The organism is Achromobacter sp. RT286_PF, assembly GCF_059760425.1.
In genome coordinates this window covers 1-17624 of record NZ_JCBAMR010000066.1, presented here as the reverse complement: position 1 = coordinate 17624, position 17624 = coordinate 1, and the positions used below count along the sequence as shown (strand labels likewise).

The window sequence follows — 17624 nt, the reverse complement described above, 5'->3', positions numbered from 1 at the left end:
CCCCGGTGACGGGGCGGGCGCCTTGGACATTCAGCCGATGGCGGTCAACCGGCGGCGCGGATCACAATGCCTCTTCGTCGGCTTCGCCGGTGCGGATGCGGATGGCTTGCTCGACGGGCGACACGAAGATCTTGCCGTCGCCGATCTTGCCGGTGCGCGCGGCCTTGACCACGGCTTCGATGGCGGCTTCGACCTGGTCGTCGGGCAGCACGACTTCAACACGGATCTTGGGCAGGAAGTCCACCACGTATTCCGCGCCCCGGTACAGTTCGGTATGGCCCTTCTGGCGGCCGAAACCCTTGACTTCGGTGACGGTCAGGCCGCTGACGCCGACTTCGGCCAGCGCCTCGCGGACTTCGTCGAGCTTGAAGGGTTTGATGATGGCGGTGACTTGTTTCACGTTGGGCGTCCTGGGTTTTTGATGTGTTGCGGCGCCCTGCCCACCGCTTGCGAGGCAGCCAGGGCGCGATGAATAAGAGAATACCACCGGGGCCCGCCCTGCAAACGGGCGGCCGGCGTCATTGCGGGAGAACCCCGATCAGGCGTCGGGCGCGGCATCCGGGATGCGTTCGGCGTCGCGCATCCACACCACCGATTCCGAATCGCTGGGCGCGCGCCAGTCGCCGCGCGGCGACAACGAGCCGCCCGAACCAACCTTGGGCGCGTTGGGCACGCAGGTGCGCTTGAACTGAGTTGTACGGAAAAACCGGTCCAGGAAAATCTTCAGGTTGCGCTTGATGGCGGCCAGGTCGTACTGGTTGCGCGCCACGTGGCCGGCGTCCGGCCAGGCGCCCGCTTCGCGGTCACGCCAGGCGGCCAGCGACAGGAAGGCCACCTTGGTGGGCGCAAACCCATAGCGCAGCGTGTAGTACAGGTTGAAGTCCTGAAGCTCGTACGGGCCGATGGAGTCTTCGCTTTTCTGCACGGGCTTGTCGTCGGCGCCACCCGGCACCAATTCCGGGCTGACGTCGGTGCCCAGCACGTCCAGCAGCACGCCGGCGCCGTCATCGCCCAGCCGGCCGGATTCCGCCACCCAGCGCACCAGGTGCGTGATCAGGGTCTTGGGCACGCTGGCGTTGACGCTGTAGTGCGACATGTGATCGCCCACGCCGTACGTGCACCAACCCAGTGCAAGTTCGCTGAGGTCCCCGGTGCCGATGACGATGGCGTTGCTGAAGTTGGCGATGCGGAACAGGTGATTGGTGCGTTCGCCGGCCTGCACGTTTTCAAAGGTGATGTCGTAGACCGGTTTGCCTTCCGCGTACGGGTGGCCCAGGTCTTTGAGCATTTGCAGGCAGCTGGGGCGGATATCGACTTCGGACGCCGTGCAGCCCACCACCGCCATCAGGCGGCGCGCCTGTTGCAGCGTGCGGGTGCTGGTGGCAAAGCCGGGCATCGTCACGGCCAGGATGTTGGACCGGGGCAGGCCCAGCGTGTCCATGGCCTGCGCGCACACCAGCAGCGCGTGGGTGGAATCGAGCCCGCCGGAAATGCCGATGACCACCTTGGACATCTTGCTGGCCGACAGGCGCTGGGCCAGGGCCTGCACCTGGATGCTATAGACCTCTTTGCAGCGGGCGTCGCGCTGTTGCGGGTCGGCCGGCACATACGGAAAGCGCGCCACGCGGCGCTCAAGCGGCAGTTCGGCATCGTCCAGCGGCGGGTTTACCGGCACCGGCACCGAACGGAACTTGCGCACTTCGTCCTGATGGCGGCGCACGGACTGGCCGAACGTCGTCTGGCGCATGCGTTCGCGCGACAGGCGGTCCAGGTCCACATCGGAAAACAGCAGGTGCGAATGGTTCAGGAAGCGTTCGGATTCGCCCAGCAGTTCGCCGTTTTCATAGATGATTGCCTGGCCGTCCCAGGCCAGGTCGGTGGACGATTCGCCCCGGCCGGCCGACGTGTACATATAGGCCGACAGGCAGCGCGCGGACTGCTGCGCCACCAGCTGATGGCGGTATTGCGATTTGCCGACGACGATGTTGGACGCAGACAAATTCACCAGCACGGTGGCGCCGGCCAGCGCGGCGAACGAGGACGGCGGGATCGGCACCCAGACGTCTTCGCAGATTTCGACGTGAAACTGGAACAGCGGCAGCTTTTCCATCTGGAACAGCAGCTCGGGCCCGAAGGGCACGGTCTGACCCAGCAAGACGATGTCGGTGACGGCCGCGCAGTCGGCGGCGCTGAACTGGCGGGCTTCATAAAACTCGCCGTAGTTGGGCAGGTAGCTCTTGGGCACCACGCCCAGCACGCGCCCGCCCGCGGCCACCACGGCGCAGTTGAACAGCTGGTGGGACACGCGCAGCGGCGCGCCCACGATCACGGCGATATCCAGTTCGGCCGTGGCCGCCACCACCCGCGCCAACGCCTCTTCGCATTCATCCAGCAAGGCTTTCTGGTGGAACAGGTCGTCGCAGGTGTAGGCCGACAGGCCCAGCTCGGGAAACGCCACCAGCACCGCGCCGCCCTGGGCGGCCTGCTGGGCCAGTTCTATGGTTTGCGTGGCGTTGAAGGCCGGATCGGCGATGCGGCATTCGGGCACGCCGACCGCCACCCGGGCGAAGCCGTGGGAATACAGGTTGAAGAACGGGTTCGACATCGGGGGTTCGCCTGGGGTCAATGAAGACTAAATTCCAACGCGCGGATTATCTCATGGCGACTGGGCCGGCTACGGCTGGCCGGGCACCTTGCCGTCGCTGGGGCCACGCTGCGCCGACGCCGCGCCGTGCCCGTCGGGCAAGACCAGCCCGGGGCGCTCGCGTTCGGCCGCCAGCGCGGCCTGGATCGCGCTTTCGCGCAGCTGGCTGCCCATGGCGCCAAAGTCCGCGCCCGACGGCTGCTGGTACAGGCGCAGGCCCAGTTCGGGCAGGATGGCCAGCAGATGGTCGAAGATATCGCCCTGGATGCGCTCGTATTCCACCCAGGCGGTCACGGCGGTAAAGCAATAGACCTCGACGGGAATGCCATCGGACGCCGGTTCCATCATGCGCACCATCATGGCCATGTCCTGGCGCACTTCGGGGTTCTGTTTCAGATAGGCCAGGCCGTAGGCGCGGAACGTACCGATGTTGGTCAGCCGACGGCGGTTGGCCGGCACGCTGGCCAGTTCACCCATGGTCTGGTTGGCTTGGGCGATGTCCAGCGTCTTGGCTTGCAGATAGTCGTGCAACAGGCGAAACCGCATCAGTTGCCGGGCTTCTTCGTCGGTCAGAAAGCGCACGCTGGCCGCATCGATGCGCAGCGTGCGCTTGATGCGACGGCCGCCCGATTCAAACATGTGACGGTAGTTGCGATAGCTTTCCGAGAACAGTTTGTAGGTCGGCACCGTGGTGACCGTGTTGTCCCAGTTCTGAACCTTGACGGTATGCAGCGCAATGTCCTTGACGAAGCCGTCCGCGTTGGACTGCGGCATTTCGATCCAGTCGCCGATACGCAGCATGTCGTTGCTGGTCAACTGCGTGCTGGCCACCAGGGACAGCAGCGTGTCCTTGAATACCAGCAACAGCACGGCCGACAGCGCGCCCAGGCCCGAAATCATCCACAGCGGCGAGCGGTCGATCAGGATGGAAAGCACCAGCACGGTGCACACGGCCATCAGGACCAGCTTGCCGATCTGGATATAGCCCTTGATGGACCGCGTCTGCGCCCGGGTGGTCGCCGAATACGTGTCCTGCCAGGCGCTCAACACGCCCGAGAACGCCACGAACACGCAGATCCACGCGCCCGCATGCGCCAGCCGGCCCACCACCGACACCGCCCGCTCGGCATGCGGCACCAGGCCGATGCCCATCGACACCACGGCAAACGGCACGGCGTACCACAGGTTCTGATACGCGCGGCGGCGTTGCAGGGCCTTGTCCCAGTCGCCCCGGCCGCTCAGGACCAGCACCCGGTGCGCCAGCAGCAGCACCACGCGCGCCACCACCCACTGCACGAACAGCGCCGTCAGGACCAGCACGCCGGCGCCGACCAGCGTCTGCGCCCACGCTTCGTGCGGCATGTGGGCGTCCAGCTGGGTCACCAGTTCTTCCCATTCCATGGGCATATGTCTTGTACTCGCTCTACGTTCTTGAAACCAACGGGGGATTATCCGACAAGTGGCGTGCGACGCGCGTTCCCGTCCCCAAAAATCGCGGCCCCGCCGCCCGTGCGTGCGCCGGCTTGTCGGCAGGCCCTATAATTCCGCCCATCATGGCAAACACTCCCTCCCCCGATCAAAACCAGTTCGCCAACAAGGCGCAGGCCTGGTCCGCCCGGTTCTCGGAACCGGTATCCGAACTCGTCAAACGCTATACGGCGTCCGTGGATTTCGACAAGCGCCTGGCGCGACACGACATCCAGGGCTCGCTCGCGCATGCGGACATGCTGGCCGCCCAGGGCATTATTGGCGCCCAGGACCTGGCCGACATCCAGCGCGGCATGACGCAGATCCTGTCTGAAATCGACGCCGGCAGCTTCCAATGGCTGCTGAATCTGGAAGACGTGCATCTGAATATTGAAAAGCGCCTGGTGGAACTGGTGGGCGATGCGGGCAAGCGCCTGCACACCGGCCGGTCACGCAACGACCAGGTCGCCACCGACATCCGCTTGTGGCTGCGCGACGAAATCGACAACCTGCAAGACCTGCTGCGCCAGCTGCGTCATGCGCTGGCCGCCGTCGCGCTGGATAACGCCGGCACCATCATGCCCGGCTTCACCCACCTGCAAGTTGCCCAGCCGGTCACCTTCGGCCACCACCTGCTGGCCTACGCCGAAATGTTCGGCCGCGACGCCGAGCGCCTGGCCGACTGCCGCCGCCGCGTGAACCGCCTGCCGCTGGGCGCCGCCGCGCTGGCTGGCACGTCGTTCCCCATCGACCGCGAACGTGTCGCCAAGACGCTGGGCTTTGACGGCGTGTGCCGCAATTCGCTGGACGCCGTGTCCGACCGCGACTTCGCCATCGAATTCTGCGCCGCCGGCGCGCTGATCATGACGCACGTGTCGCGCCTGTCCGAAGAGCTCGTGCTGTGGATGAGCCCGCGCGTGGGCTTCATCGACCTGGCCGACCGTTTCTGCACCGGCAGCTCGATCATGCCGCAAAAGAAAAACCCCGACGTGCCCGAGCTGGCCCGGGGCAAGACCGGCCGCGTCAACGGCAACCTGGTCGCCCTGCTGACCCTGATGAAGGGCCAACCCCTGGCCTACAACAAGGACAACCAGGAAGACAAGGAAGGTCTGTTCGACACCGTGGACACCGTGCGCGACACGCTGACCATCTTCGCGGACATGGCTGCCGGCATCAAGGTCAAGGCCGACAACATGCGCGCCGCCGCCCTGCAAGGCTTCGCCACCGCCACCGACCTGGCCGACTACCTGGTCAAGCGCGGCGTGCCGTTCCGCGACGCCCACGAAGTGGTTGCCCACGCCGTGCGCGACTGCGAACAACGCAACTGCGACCTGGCCGACCTGTCCACCGACGAGCTCAAGGCGTATCACGCCCAGATCGGCGACGACGTCCACCACGTGCTGACACTGGAAGGCTCGGTTGCCGCCCGCAAACACATCGGCGGCACCGCCCCCGAACGCGTAGCCGAAGAAGCCCGCCGCGTGCTGGCGGAAACGGCCCAAGGCTGATTCCACCGCCCAGCGGGTTGCGGTAAAGACAAGGCCCCCGGTTGGGGCCTTGTTGCGTTCAAGGCATGCAGGCGTATCGGCTACGCGATGGACACCTCCAGCCTGCGGCCCAGGGTTTCCAGCGCCGCTTCTACCTGTTCGATGCGCGACGAATGCCGCAGATTCAACAGGCGATCAACCTGGGGCGTATGAACGCCCAGACGTCGAGCCATCTCGGCTTTGCGGACCCCTTGGCGAATCATTTCGTTGGACAGGAACACTTTGCTGGTAACCACGGCGGGCAAGGTGACAGGGTGCTGCCCGTTCATCGGTTGCGACACTGGCAGCCTCGGGAAAATCGGGAAAGAGCTCCAACAACGTACCGTTCGTGTCGGGAGTCAGCGTGGGACCGATCACCCCCCGGCTCACACGCTTGGCCACACCTGGAAACATCCCACTACGGGCCGGCCTGGCGGCTCCGATATGATCGCAACCTCTTGCGATCCGCCTCCTTTTTTGATGCGCCCTGCTCCTTGATGCGCCCCACTGCCGCCTTACGTCGTCCTGGCCCGCCGCGCCGGCCGAAACTGCTTGTGCTTGCCCTGGCCGGGCTGCTGGCCGCCGGCTGGGGGCTGGCTGCCCAGGCGCAGACGGCGCGCAAGCCGTCGCCCTACGAAAACCAGCGCCCGTTGCGCCCGGATGAACGCGAAGCCAGGCTGGCGGAAAGCGCCAAGCGTGGCGGGCCAGGGTTTCTGGGCCAGATCCGCACAGAGGCCGAATTCCGGCAGTTGGCGCGCGTCTACAACGCCGGGACGCCGCTGGAGATTCCCCATGTGTTGTTCGTGATTGATCGGCAGCGCGGCGACCGCATCTACTACCTGGACACGCCGCGCTACACCTTGCACGAGAACTTTGCGCGTGAACGCCAGCTGCTGCCCGGCATGGACAAGGCCACGTTGATTGCGCAGTACAAGGACCCCGACCGGCGCCTGCTGTTCGGCACGCTGAGCTGGCAGCGGGACCTGCCGGGCTACACCTATGAATTTTGGGAAGGCGACCGGGTCACGCCCACGCTGCTGCGCCTGACCCAGGACAAGTTGCACAGCACCTTTTACGAGCCGGTGCGCTTCAAGGCGAATTCAACGATGCATGAGCAGACGGCGCAATCGGCCGGACTGGCTTTCGTGACGCAAGAGGCGCTGCTGCGCGAGCAGACCTTTCTGCCGCTCAATATCGGCCGCGCACAGGGGCGTCTGCGTATTGTGAAGTCGGTGGAGGATACCCCCGACCTGGCGCCGACCGACATCGTGGTGCTGGACGAAGTGCCGGTTGCGCTGCCGCCTGTCGCCGGGCTGGTCACGCAACGTCCGTCCACATTGTTGTCGCACGTGAATCTGCTGGCCAAGGGGTGGCGCATTCCCAATGCGTATGTGCGCGACGCCGTGGCCGTGCTGCGCGAGCATGATGGCCAATGGGTGCAATTGACGGTGAACAGCAACGGCTATCACGTCGAGCGCATTGCGCGGCCGGACGCGGCCTCGATGCCCCCGCCGCCGCGCGCCGCCGTGGCGCTGCCCAAGCCCGACCTGTCGGTGCGCGCCATCAAGCCGCTGACCGGCATGGCCACGCGCGACAGCCAGCATTGCGGCGTCAAGGCCGCAAACCTGGGCGCGCTGAAAGCCGCCCTGCCGCCGCTGGCCAGCGTGCCGGACGGCTTTTGCATACCCTTCGCGCAGTACGCCGGGTTCATGGATCGACTGGGCGTACCCGAACGCATCGCGGCGCTGGAACAGCGGCCCGACTTTATCGGCGACGCCAATGTGCGCCGCGCCGAATTGGCCGCGTTGCGCCAGGACATCGTCAACGCCCCGCCCGACACCGCGCTTGCCGACGCCTGGCGGGAACGCTGGAGAACGCAGTTGAAGGGGCGCGGCGTCTTCGTGCGTAGTTCGTCCAATTCCGAGGATTTGCCGGGGTTCAGCGGCGCGGGCCTGTACACCACGGTGCCGAACGTGACGCAGCCGGATGCCTTGGCGAAAGCGGTGCAGACGGTGTGGGCGTCGGTCTACAACTTCGAGGCCTACGAAGCGCGGCGCGCGGCCGGCATCGGCCAGGGTGGCGTGGTGATGGCGGTGCTGGTGCAGTCGGCGGCGGCCTCGGACAGTTCCGGCGTGATGATCACGCGCGACCCCTTCGATGCCTCGCGCCGCTACGTGACGTACATCTCGGCCAAGCGCGGCCTGGGCATCAAGGTGGTGGAAGGCAAGCGCCAGGCTGAACAGCTGATGTATTCGACGTGGTCCAAGGCGGTGCAGGTGCTGAGCCGGTCGGCCGAGGACACGCAGCTGGTCGCGGACGCGGCAGGCGGCGTGCGCGAGGTGCCCATCGAAGGGTCAAGGCAGGTGTTGAACGATGCGCTGGTCGCGCGGCTGGCTGCCGTGGGCAACCAGATCAAGCTGCGCTTGGGCAACGTGGACCAGGATATCGAATGGGCCGTGCAAGGCGACAACATCATCGTGCTGCAAGCCCGGCCGTATATCGACGGCGGCCGTTGAATTGATTACGGCGGGCAGCGGCCGGTAAAGACAATGACGCCCGGCAACGGCCGTTAAGGACGACTACGACCGGCAGCGGCATTTGCCCCTACCGGCCGTGCATCTAACCGCGCACCAGGCCGCGTCAGATGTGCAGCGCGTGGCCCAGCGCTTTCAACGCGGCTTCCTGAACGGCTTCGCCCAGCGTCGGATGCGCGTGGATGGTGCCCGCCACGTCTTCCAGGGTGGCGCCCATTTCCAGCGACTGGCCGAACGCCGTCGACAATTCCGACACGCCGCGCCCCACCGCCTGCCAGCCCACAATCAGATGGTTGTCGCGCCGGGCCACCACGCGGACAAAGCCGTCGGTGGACTCCAGCGTCATGGCCCGGCCATTGGCGGCAAACGGGAAGGACGCGGCCAGGCAGTCCAGCCCCGCAGCCTGGGCATCGTCGGGAGACAAGCCCGCCACCACGACTTCCGGGTCGGTGAAGCACACGGCGGGAATGGCGGCCGGCTGAAAGTGGCGGCGCTTTCCCGCCACCAGTTCCGCCACCATCTCGCCCTGCGCCATCGCGCGGTGCGCCAGCATCGGTTCACCGGCGATATCGCCAATGGCCCAGACGTCGCGCATCGACGTGCGGCATTGGTCGTCGATACGCAGCGCATTGCCCTTGCGGTCCAGTTGCAGGCTTTCCAGGCCCCAGCCCTGCGTGCGCGGCCGACGGCCCACGGCGATCAGCACGCGGTCGGCCGGCAACAGGGTTTCAGCGCCTGACGCATCCTGGATGCGCACCGCATCGCCCGCGCCGTTCAGGCCCAGCACCTTGCGGCTCAGATGCAGCGACACACCCATCTTGGTCAGCGCGGCGGCGACGGGCTTGGTCAGTTCGGCGTCGTAGGTGGGCAGGATGCGGTCCTGCGCTTCCACCACGGCAACTTGCGCGCCCAGTTTGCGGTACACGGTGCCCAGTTCCAGGCCGATATAACCGCCGCCCACCACCACCAACTGCTTGGGGATGGACGTGGGCGACAAGGCCTCGGTGGACGACACCACCATGCCGCCAAACGGCATCGACACCAGCGGCGTGGGTTCGGACCCGGCCGCCAGCAGCAGGTGTTCGCACTGGATGCGCAAGGTGCCGCCGTCGGCGGTGGCCACTTCGGCCGTCTTGCCGTCCAGCAGGCTGGCCCAGCCCTGCACCACCTGCACGCCGTTTTTCTTCAGCAGCGCGCCCACGCCGCCCGTCAGCTTGCCCACGATGCCGTCCTTCCAGGACACCGTGCGCGTAATGTCGATGGCGGGCTGGGATACCGAGATACCCAGGGCAGACTCGCCTGCGTAGTGACGTGCCTTGTCGAATTCCTCGGCCGCGTGGATCAGCGCCTTGGACGGGATGCAGCCGATGTTCAGGCAGGTGCCGCCCAGCTGCGCGCCTTCGACCAGGATGGTCGGCACGCCCAGCTGGCCGGCGCGGATGGCGGCCACGTACCCGCCGGGGCCGCCGCCGATCACCAGCAAGGTCGTTGTCTTTGTGATCTGGCTCATGCTTACTCCACGAAAAGCAGCGCGGGTTGTTCCAGCAGCGCGCGCACCGCCTGGATGAAGCGCGCCGCGTCCATGCCGTCCACCACGCGGTGGTCGAACGACGACGACAGGTTCATCAGCTTGCGCGCCACCACGGCGCCGTTGCGGAAGGCGGGCCGTTCAACGATCCGGTTCACGCCGACGATGCCGACCTCGGGGTGGTTGATGACCGGCGTCGTGACGATGCCGCCCAAGGGCCCCAGGCTGGTGATGGTGATGGTGGACCCGGTCAGCTCGTCGCGCCCGGCCGTGCCGCTGCGCACCGCTTGCGCCAGGCGCCCGATCTCGGCCGCCATGGACCACAGGTCGCGCGCTTCGGCGTGTCGCATCACGGGCACCATCAGGCCGCCATCGCTTTGCGTCGCGATGCCGATATGCACGGCGCCGTAACGCGTCACCACGCCACCTTCGTCGTCATAGCGCGCATTGATCTGCGGAAAATCACGCAACGCCACGACCATGGCGCGCGCCAACAACGGCAGCAAGGTCAGCTTGCCGCGCGACTCGCCCCATTTTTGGTTGAGCTGCACGCGCAGGTCTTCCAGTTCGGTCACGTCGATTTCCTCGACGTAGCTGAAGTGCGGAATGCGGCGCTTGGACTCGGCCATCTTCTGCGCGATCTTGCGGCGCAAACCGATGACGGGCACCACGTCCTGGTCATGGCGTTCCACATACGCCGACCCGCCGCGCACCGCGTTGCCTGTGCCTTGCGATTGCAGATAGGCGTCCAGGTCTTCATGCATGACGCGGCCGGCCGGGCCGCTGCCGGCAACAAAGCGCAGTTCGATACCCAAGTCCCAGGCGCGCTTGCGCACGGCGGGCGAGGCCAAGGGTTTATCGCCCGGCTGGCGCGGCACGGCGGGCGCGGTGGACGCCGCGGATGCCGACCGCGCGGCGTGTTGCCCGGGTTGTCGAGAAGATTGCGCACTGGCTTGTTGATTGCCTTTGGGCTGGGCCGGTGCAGCAGCCGAGGCAGACGCCGGCGCCATGGACGCGGCGATCTGGCCCGCGATGCCGCCCGCTTTCGCGCCAGCAGCCCCGCCAGCATTCGCGCCAGCATTCGCGCCAGCATTCCCGCCAGCTTCAGCCCGCGTGGACGTGGACGCCGACGCGTCGCCGCCTGCCGGCTTGGCCGGTGCCGATGCGCCCTGCCCCGGCGCGCCCGAGCCCGGTCGCACATTGCCCTCGCCTTCCACTTCCAGGCGAATCAATTCCCCGCCCACGGCCATCACCTGGCCCACCTCACCACCCAGCGCGAGCACTGTGCCGACGACCGGCGACGGGATTTCCACCGTGGCCTTGTCGGTCATCACATCGGCCAGCGGCTGGTCTTCGGCAACCGTGTCGCCCACCTTGACGTGCCAGCCCACCAGTTCGACCTCGGCAATGCCTTCGCCGATGTCGGGCATCTTGATGATATGAATGCCCATGTCACACCTCCATCGCGCGTTTGAACGCTTCGCCAACCCGGCGAGGGCCGGGGAAGTACGCCCATTCCTGCGCGTGCGGGTAGGGAGTATCCCAACCGGTCACGCGCTCGACGGGCGCCTCCAGGTGATGGAAGCAATGCTCTTGGACCAGCGCAATCAATTCCGCGCCATACCCGCAGGTGCGCGTGGCTTCGTGCACCACGACGCAGCGGCCGGTCTTCTTCACGGAATTGACGATGGTCTCCAGATCCAGCGGCCACAGGCTGCGCAGGTCGATGACCTCGGCGTCGATGCCGGTTTCTTCGGCGGCGGTCAGAGACACATAGACCGTGGTGCCGTAGGTCAGCACCGTCAGCGCGTTGCCGGGGCGCACGATGGCGGCGGTGTCCAGCGGCACGGTGTAGTAACCGGTGGGCACCACGCTGCCGGGGCGGCCGGTCCACGGCGTCACGGGGCGATCATGGTGGCCGTCGAAGGGGCCGTTATACAGCCGCTTGGGTTCCAGGAAGATCACCGGGTCATCGTTCTCGATGGACGCAATCAACAGGCCCTTGGCGTCATAGGGGTTGGACGGCATTACCGTGCGCAGCCCGCAGACCTGCGTGAACATGGCTTCGGGGCTTTGGCTGTGGGTCTGGCCGCCGTAGATGCCGCCGCCGCAGGGCATGCGGATCGTCATCGGGGCGATGAATTCGCCCACCGAGCGATAGCGCAGGCGCGCGGCCTCGGACACGATCTGGTCCGAGGCGGGGTAGAAATAATCCGCGAACTGGATTTCGCAAACGGGCCGCAAGCCGTAGGCGCCCATGCCGACGGCCACGCCCACGATGCCGCCTTCGGAAATGGGCGTGTCGAACACGCGCGAGCTGCCGTACTTGGTTTGCAGGCCTTCGGTGCACCGGAACACGCCGCCGAAATAGCCGACGTCTTGTCCGAACACCACCACGTTGTTGTCACGCTCCAGCATCACATCCATGGCCGAGCGCAAAGCCTGGATCATGGTCATCGGCGCCGAGGCCGGACCAGCGTTGTTATCGATTGCCATGGTCAGACTCCGAGCTGCTGGCGCTGCCGGCGCAGATGCTCCGGCATGTCCTTGTAGACGTCTTCAAAGATGCTGGCGGCGCTGGGGACGTGGCCGTCCACCAGGGTGCCGTAGCTTTCCGCTTCCTTTTGGGCCGCAACGATCTCAGCGTCGAGCTCGGCGCGCACGGCGTCGTGTTCTGCGTCGGACCAGATGCCAAGCCCGATCAGGTGCTTCTTGAAGCGTTCGATCGGGTCGCCCAGCGGAAAGTGCGCCCAGTCATCGCCAGGCCGGTATTTGGAAGGGTCGTCGGAAGTCGAGTGCGGGCCGGCGCGGTAGGTCACCCATTCGATCAGGGTTGGGCCCAGGTTGCGGCGGGCGCGTTCGGCGGCCCAGCGCGAGGCGGAATACACCGCCAGGAAATCGTTGCCATCCACGCGCAGCGACGCAATGCCGCAGCCCACGCCGCGCCCGGCGAAGGTGGCGCCTTCGCCGCCGGCAATCGCCTGGAACGTCGAAATGGCCCACTGGTTGTTCACCACGTTCAGGATGACCGGCGCGCGATACACGTGCGCGAAGGTCAGCGCGGTGTGGAAGTCGGCTTCGGCGGTGGCGCCGTCGCCGATCCAGGCCGAGGCGATGCGGGTGTCGCCCTTGATGGCCGACGCCATCGCCCAGCCCACCGCCTGGATGAACTGCGTGGCCAGGTTGCCGGAAATCGTGAAAAAGCCGTTGGGTCGGTCGGAATACATGACCGGCAGCTGGCGACCCTTGAGCGGATCGCGCTCGTTGGACATCAGCTGGCACATCATCGTCACCAGCGACACATCGCGCGACAGCAGGATGCTTTGCTGGCGATAGGTGGGAAAACACATGTCGCCCTGTTCCAGGGCCAGCGCGTGAGCGGAGCCGATGGCTTCCTCGCCCAGGCTTTGCATGTAGAACGAAATTTTCTTCTTGCGCTGGGCCGTCAGCATGCGCCCGTCGAAGATGCGCGTCTTCAGCATGGCCCGCATGCCGGCGCGCATCAGATCGTTGCTGATCTCGGGCGCCCATGGCCCGACCGCGCGGCCGTCGTCGTCGATCACTCGCACCAGGCTGTACGCCAGCGCGCCGGTATCGACCGGGGCAACATCAATGGGGGGTTTGGGCACCTCGCCGGGCGGCGATAGATGCAGATAGGAAAAGTCGGTCTTGCAACCCGGACGCCCTGTAGGCTCGGGGACGTGCAACTTCAACGGCCCATACTGGCTCATATATTGTCTCCACGCTTGATCGTGTCACGCGTTTTCTTCCTACCAAGGCATTGCCAAGGGCGTGTGACCCCAAGCGCAGCCATCGTCGGCACGCGCATAGGGATAAATATGCGTGGCCGTCGACGAGATTAGCACAGGGGACAGGGTCGTTGAGCGGGCCTGACCGGCATGCCGGCCCGCGTTGCGCTAGGGGTTTTCCACGGTTTACCAGCGATAGCTCAGGGTGGCATACAGCGTGCGCGGCTCACCATAACGGCACCCTGTCGTGCCGGCGCACGCCAGGTACCCGCGGTTGAAAAGGTTGCGCGCGTTCACCGTCAACGACAACCCTGACATGGACGGATCCAGGGCGCCGAAGTCGTAAGCCGTCATCGCGTCGACCAGGAATTGCCCCGGCACGTTGGCGGGATAGCCGGGCAGGTTCGTCGAACTGGCGTAGCGCACGCCCGCGCCGACGGTCAGACCGGTCACGCCGATGGCGCTCAGGTTGTAATCGGCCCAGACCGAAGCGCTGTGCAGCGGCACCAGCGCGATACGCTGATCCACCAGCGAGGGCACGGTGCTGCGCGTGGTGCGCGCATCGGTGTAAGCGTAGCTGGCGGTGAGGTTCATGGCGCCCAGGCGCGCCTTGGCCTCCAGTTCCAGGCCGCGTGATCGGGCCCGCCCGCATTGCACGGAATACGTGGCGTCGGTCGGATCGCTGGTCAGTGCATTCGTCTGCGTCAGGTCGTAGACGGCGGCGCTGTAAAGCATGTTGCCGCCCGGCGGTTCATAGCGCAGGCCCAGTTCGAATTGCGTGCCTTTGGTGGGCTTGAAAGCGTTGCCCGCCCGGTCCACACCCACGGTGGGCGCGAACGACTGGCTGGCGCTTGCGTATGGCGCCAAGCCGTTGTCGGCCACATAGACCAAGCCGACGCGACCCGTCGTGGCGGTATCTCGCAAGCGCGTGGTGGCGCCGGTGGTGTAGCTCTTTTGGTCGGTATTGGCCCAATCCTGGCGGCCGCCCAGCACCAGCACCCATTTGTCCTGGATCTTGATCTGGTCTTGCAAGTACAGGCCCAGCGAATCGCCGCGCGTATTGATCCCGTAATCGGCAGCGGTGTTGATGATGGGAACCGCGCCGTAGACGGGGTTGTATATGTTCGCCAACGGGGCCACCGTTCCCGCATGACGGTGCGAATCGTAGCCGCTGCGGTAGTAGTCCAGGCCAGCCAGGACCGTGTGTTGGAGGGTTCCTCCGTCCAGCTTCAGTTCCAGCGACGTATCGGTCGCAACGCCGTAAGAATGTTCGTCGCGGCTGACGACGCCGCGGCGCAAGGTCTGGCCGTTGGCCTGCAACGCGCCAAAACTCAGGTAGTCCCACTTGCCGTCCGCCGTGAAGTAGCGGGCGCTTTGACGCAGTTTTACGCGATCGTTGAAGGCGTGTTCGAACAGATAGCCGACCGTGTAGGTGTCGGTGTCGTAGCGGTCGAAATCGGGCTCGCCGATGAACAGGTCGCGCGGCACCTGGCCGTTCAAGGTATTGGCCGCGGGCATCGGCGCGGCAAAGCGCGTGCGGATGCGCTGATAGCTGGCCAGCAGGGTCAGCGAGGTGGCCGCCGAAGGCTGCCATGTCAGCGCGGGCGCCAGATACGTGCGATCGTCGGGCACATGATCCACCCAGTTGTCGGCATTGCGGGCAAGGCCGGTCAAGCGGTAGGTCCATGCACCGTCTTCAGACAGCTCGCCGGCGAAGTCGCCCGACACCTGGCGGCGGCCGTAGCTGCCGGCCTCTACGTTCAGTTCGCGCAGCGTGTCGGCCGTTGGCCGCTTGCTGACCGTGTTGACCACGCCACCCGGGCTCAACTGCCCATACAGCACGGACGATGCGCCGCGCAGCACTTCAACACGTTCAAGCCCATAGGGCTCTTGACCGCCATCGTAGACGCTGGATTGCAGCTTCAGGCCGTCGCGCAGCTGCCCCGAGTTGCCGGCGGCCACGTTGAAGCCGCGCAGCATCAGGTCGTCCACCATGCGGCTGAACGCGGGCGATTGCGCCGACACGCCCGGCGTGTAGCCCAAGGCGTCCGCCACCGAAGCCGCCTTGATGATGCGGATCTGGTCGCTGGTAACGACCGATACCGATTGCGGTGTTTCGATCAGCGCGGTATCGGTCTTGGTGCCGGACATGGCGCGCTGCGCCACGTAACCGTCAACGTGACCGGTGGGAGACTCCAGCGACCCGGTGACCCGCACGGGCTCAAGCACCGTGGTGCCTTCGACTACGCGGCGGGCACTCAGGGTGCCGTTGGCCGTTACGGCCAACTCCAACCCGCTGCCGGCTAGCACGCGCCGCACGGCGTCTTCCGCCGTGAAATCGCCCACGATAGCCGGCGCATTGCGGCCGGCTACCAAGGCAGGGTCGACGGACACCGCGCGGCCGCTCTGGCGCGCGATGCGGGTCAGCGTGTCGCCCAGCGCGGCCGCCGGCAAATCAAAATGCAGGACGGCCCGGGCCGACGCGGCGGCCGGCGTTGTCTGGGCATACGCCGTGGGAAGGGTCAGGGCAATGAACAGCGCGGCGGCCAGCGGCCGCAGCGGGGGACGATGAAACATGGATTCTCCTGCAACAGTGTGGTGTTTCAGGAGGGATGTCCCACGACGGGGGCAAAAGTGTTCATTTATTTTCAGGACGCGCGAGGCACCACGTCGATACTGACGAACCAGCCGCCCAGCGAACTGACACTGATGGGCAAGGTCTGCCGCAACGATTCCAGCGAGCGGTCGGTGTCGTCCAGCGGAAACGCGCCCAGTACCCGCAGCCGCGCGGCCGCCGGCGTTATCCGGATGATGCCGCGTCGGTACGGCCGCAGCGCATCGACCACTTCGCCCAAGGACCGGTCATGAACGACCAGCATGCCTGCGTGCCACGCGGCGGCGTCCCGCAGGGCGGGGTCCGGGGAGCCCAGGCCACGCGAATCAAAGCGCAGGCCCTGCCCCGCTTGCAGGATCCTGCGCTGGCCCGCCGCGCGCACCTCGACGCTATGTTCGACCACGCTGGCGACGCATGCCTCGGCCTCGCGCGCCACGCTGAAGACGGTGCCCAGCGCCTGCACTTCGCCATCGCGGGTGGCAACGATGAAGGGGCGCGCCGCATCTGGCGCCACCCGCGCATAGACCGCGCCCGCCGCCAAGCGCACCAGACGCACGCCCGCGCTGAAATCCACGTCCACGGCCGACCGCGCGTTCAACGTCAGCTCACTGCCGTCCGGCAAGGTATAGGTACGGCGTTCGCGGGTGCCCGTGCGTAAGTCGGCGGTCAGCGTGCGCAGGGGAATCTGGCGGTCAACCAGCGCCGCCATACCGCCCGCGGCCAGCGCCACGGCCAACGCATTACGCAACGCCCGGCGCCGGCCCGGCGCGGTAAGCAAGGCCGCGCCGGCAGCTTGCCGCTGCTCAACGTCGGCCAGCGTGGCAAAGGGGTCTTTGACGGCGGCGTTGACAGTTTCCCAGGCCGCCTCGTGCCGGGGATCGGACGTCTTCCATTGTTCGAAACGCGCCCGGTCGGCGCGCGGCACGCTACCGGAGGACAGCAGCACCATCCAGTCCACGGCCGATTGCAGGTCGGCGGGCAACTGCTGCATAGGGGACGTCATGCAGACAGACGCACCGTCACGCACAGCGTGATGGCCTGCTTCATATAGCGGCGCACCGTCATCACCGACGTGCCGATGCGCGCTGCGATCTCGCTATAGCTCAGTTCATCAAGCTGGCTGTACAGGAAGGCCTGGCGCGCCTTGGGCGGCAGGCGTTGCAATGCGCGGTCGATGTGCATCAACGCGTCGATCACCTGGGCGCGGGATTCTTCGCTGGGTGCGCTGGCTTGCGGCATGGCGCTTAAGGTATCCAGATACGCGCGTTCCAGTTCGCGGCGACGCCAAAAACTGAATAGCGTGCGCTGGGCCAGCGTGGTCAGGAAGGCGCGAGGTTCGCGGATGGTGTCGGTATGCCGGCCAGCCAACACTCGCACGAAAGTATCGTGCGCCAGATCGGCGGCATCATGGCGGCATCCCAGCCTGCGCCGAAGCCACTCTTGCAGCCAGGAGTGATGCGCTTGATACAACTCGGTAGGAGAATGCTCCGAGGGCCGCGCGGTGGAGGACATGGAAAAACGCCAGGCAATAAATAACAATAAGAATTATTGTTATTTATTGC

Annotated in this window: 13 protein-coding genes; 2 read left to right on the top strand and 11 right to left on the bottom strand. The window is 66.1% G+C overall.

All coding sequences use genetic code 11. The annotated features are described in order from the left end of the window. Positions 1-61: 61 nt before the first annotated feature. The 3 genes from AC6LJY_RS27260 to AC6LJY_RS27250 form a co-directional block, all read right to left on the bottom strand. Positions 62-400 carry a P-II family nitrogen regulator gene (locus AC6LJY_RS27260; RefSeq protein WP_046804601.1) on the bottom strand — a complete coding sequence of 113 codons (339 nt, stop codon included), beginning with the start codon at positions 398-400 and terminating at the stop codon, positions 62-64. Between the two features lie 138 nt (positions 401-538). Next, a complete protein-coding gene (locus tag AC6LJY_RS27255; RefSeq protein ID WP_046804600.1) occupies positions 539-2605 on the bottom strand; it encodes an NAD(+) synthase in 2067 nt (688 codons plus the stop codon). Positions 2606-2674: 69 nt separating this feature from the next. Next, entirely contained in the window at positions 2675-4045 is a 1371-nt protein-coding gene (locus AC6LJY_RS27250; RefSeq protein WP_046804647.1) for a mechanosensitive ion channel family protein, read from the bottom strand. A gap of 152 nt (positions 4046-4197) precedes the next feature. Between AC6LJY_RS27250 and argH the strand changes: the two genes are divergently transcribed. After that, the gene (gene argH / locus AC6LJY_RS27245) at positions 4198-5619 is read left to right on the top strand and encodes an argininosuccinate lyase (protein WP_498137195.1); all 1422 of its coding nucleotides are present in this window, start codon (positions 4198-4200) and stop codon (positions 5617-5619) included. An 80-nt stretch (positions 5620-5699) separates the two neighbouring features. Here the strand turns inward: argH and AC6LJY_RS27240 are convergent, their stop codons facing one another. Further along, positions 5700-5939, bottom strand: coding sequence for a helix-turn-helix domain-containing protein (locus tag AC6LJY_RS27240; protein WP_498137194.1), 240 nt, complete (start codon positions 5937-5939; stop codon positions 5700-5702). A gap of 195 nt (positions 5940-6134) precedes the next feature. Here AC6LJY_RS27240 and AC6LJY_RS27235 point away from each other — a divergent pair, with 195 nt between their 5' ends. Then, positions 6135-8153: a PEP/pyruvate-binding domain-containing protein gene (locus tag AC6LJY_RS27235; protein ID WP_498137196.1), complete on the top strand. Its 2019-nt coding sequence runs from the start codon at positions 6135-6137 to the stop codon at positions 8151-8153. Positions 8154-8277: 124 nt separating this feature from the next. On the opposite strand, the gene lpdA is transcribed toward AC6LJY_RS27235, so the two are convergent. The 7 genes from lpdA to AC6LJY_RS27200 all read right to left on the bottom strand — a co-directional run bounded on the left by lpdA (position 8278) and on the right by AC6LJY_RS27200 (position 17574). Then, positions 8278-9681, bottom strand: coding sequence for a dihydrolipoyl dehydrogenase (gene lpdA / locus AC6LJY_RS27230; protein ID WP_314357193.1), 1404 nt, complete (start codon positions 9679-9681; stop codon positions 8278-8280). 2 nt (positions 9682-9683) lie between these two features. After that, positions 9684-11150 carry a dihydrolipoamide acetyltransferase family protein gene (locus tag AC6LJY_RS27225; RefSeq protein ID WP_498137193.1) on the bottom strand — a complete coding sequence of 489 codons (1467 nt, stop codon included), beginning with the start codon at positions 11148-11150 and terminating at the stop codon, positions 9684-9686. Between the two features lies 1 nt (position 11151). Next, positions 11152-12195: an alpha-ketoacid dehydrogenase subunit beta gene (locus tag AC6LJY_RS27220; protein WP_046804595.1), complete on the bottom strand. Its 1044-nt coding sequence runs from the start codon at positions 12193-12195 to the stop codon at positions 11152-11154. Positions 12196-12197: 2 nt separating this feature from the next. Further along, positions 12198-13430 (bottom strand): 3-methyl-2-oxobutanoate dehydrogenase (2-methylpropanoyl-transferring) subunit alpha, encoded by a 1233-nt coding sequence (locus tag AC6LJY_RS27215; RefSeq protein ID WP_046804594.1) that lies wholly within the window; start codon positions 13428-13430, stop codon positions 12198-12200. A gap of 204 nt (positions 13431-13634) precedes the next feature. Next, the gene (locus AC6LJY_RS27210; RefSeq protein WP_498137192.1) at positions 13635-16025 is read right to left on the bottom strand and encodes a TonB-dependent siderophore receptor; all 2391 of its coding nucleotides are present in this window, start codon (positions 16023-16025) and stop codon (positions 13635-13637) included. 71 nt (positions 16026-16096) lie between these two features. Further along, a complete protein-coding gene (locus AC6LJY_RS27205; RefSeq protein ID WP_485802281.1) occupies positions 16097-17065 on the bottom strand; it encodes a FecR family protein in 969 nt (322 codons plus the stop codon). Continuing rightward, entirely contained in the window at positions 17062-17574 is a 513-nt protein-coding gene (locus AC6LJY_RS27200) for a sigma-70 family RNA polymerase sigma factor (protein WP_498137191.1), read from the bottom strand. The genes AC6LJY_RS27205 and AC6LJY_RS27200 overlap by 4 nt, the downstream gene beginning before the upstream one ends. Between the last annotated feature and the right edge of the window lie 50 nt (positions 17575-17624).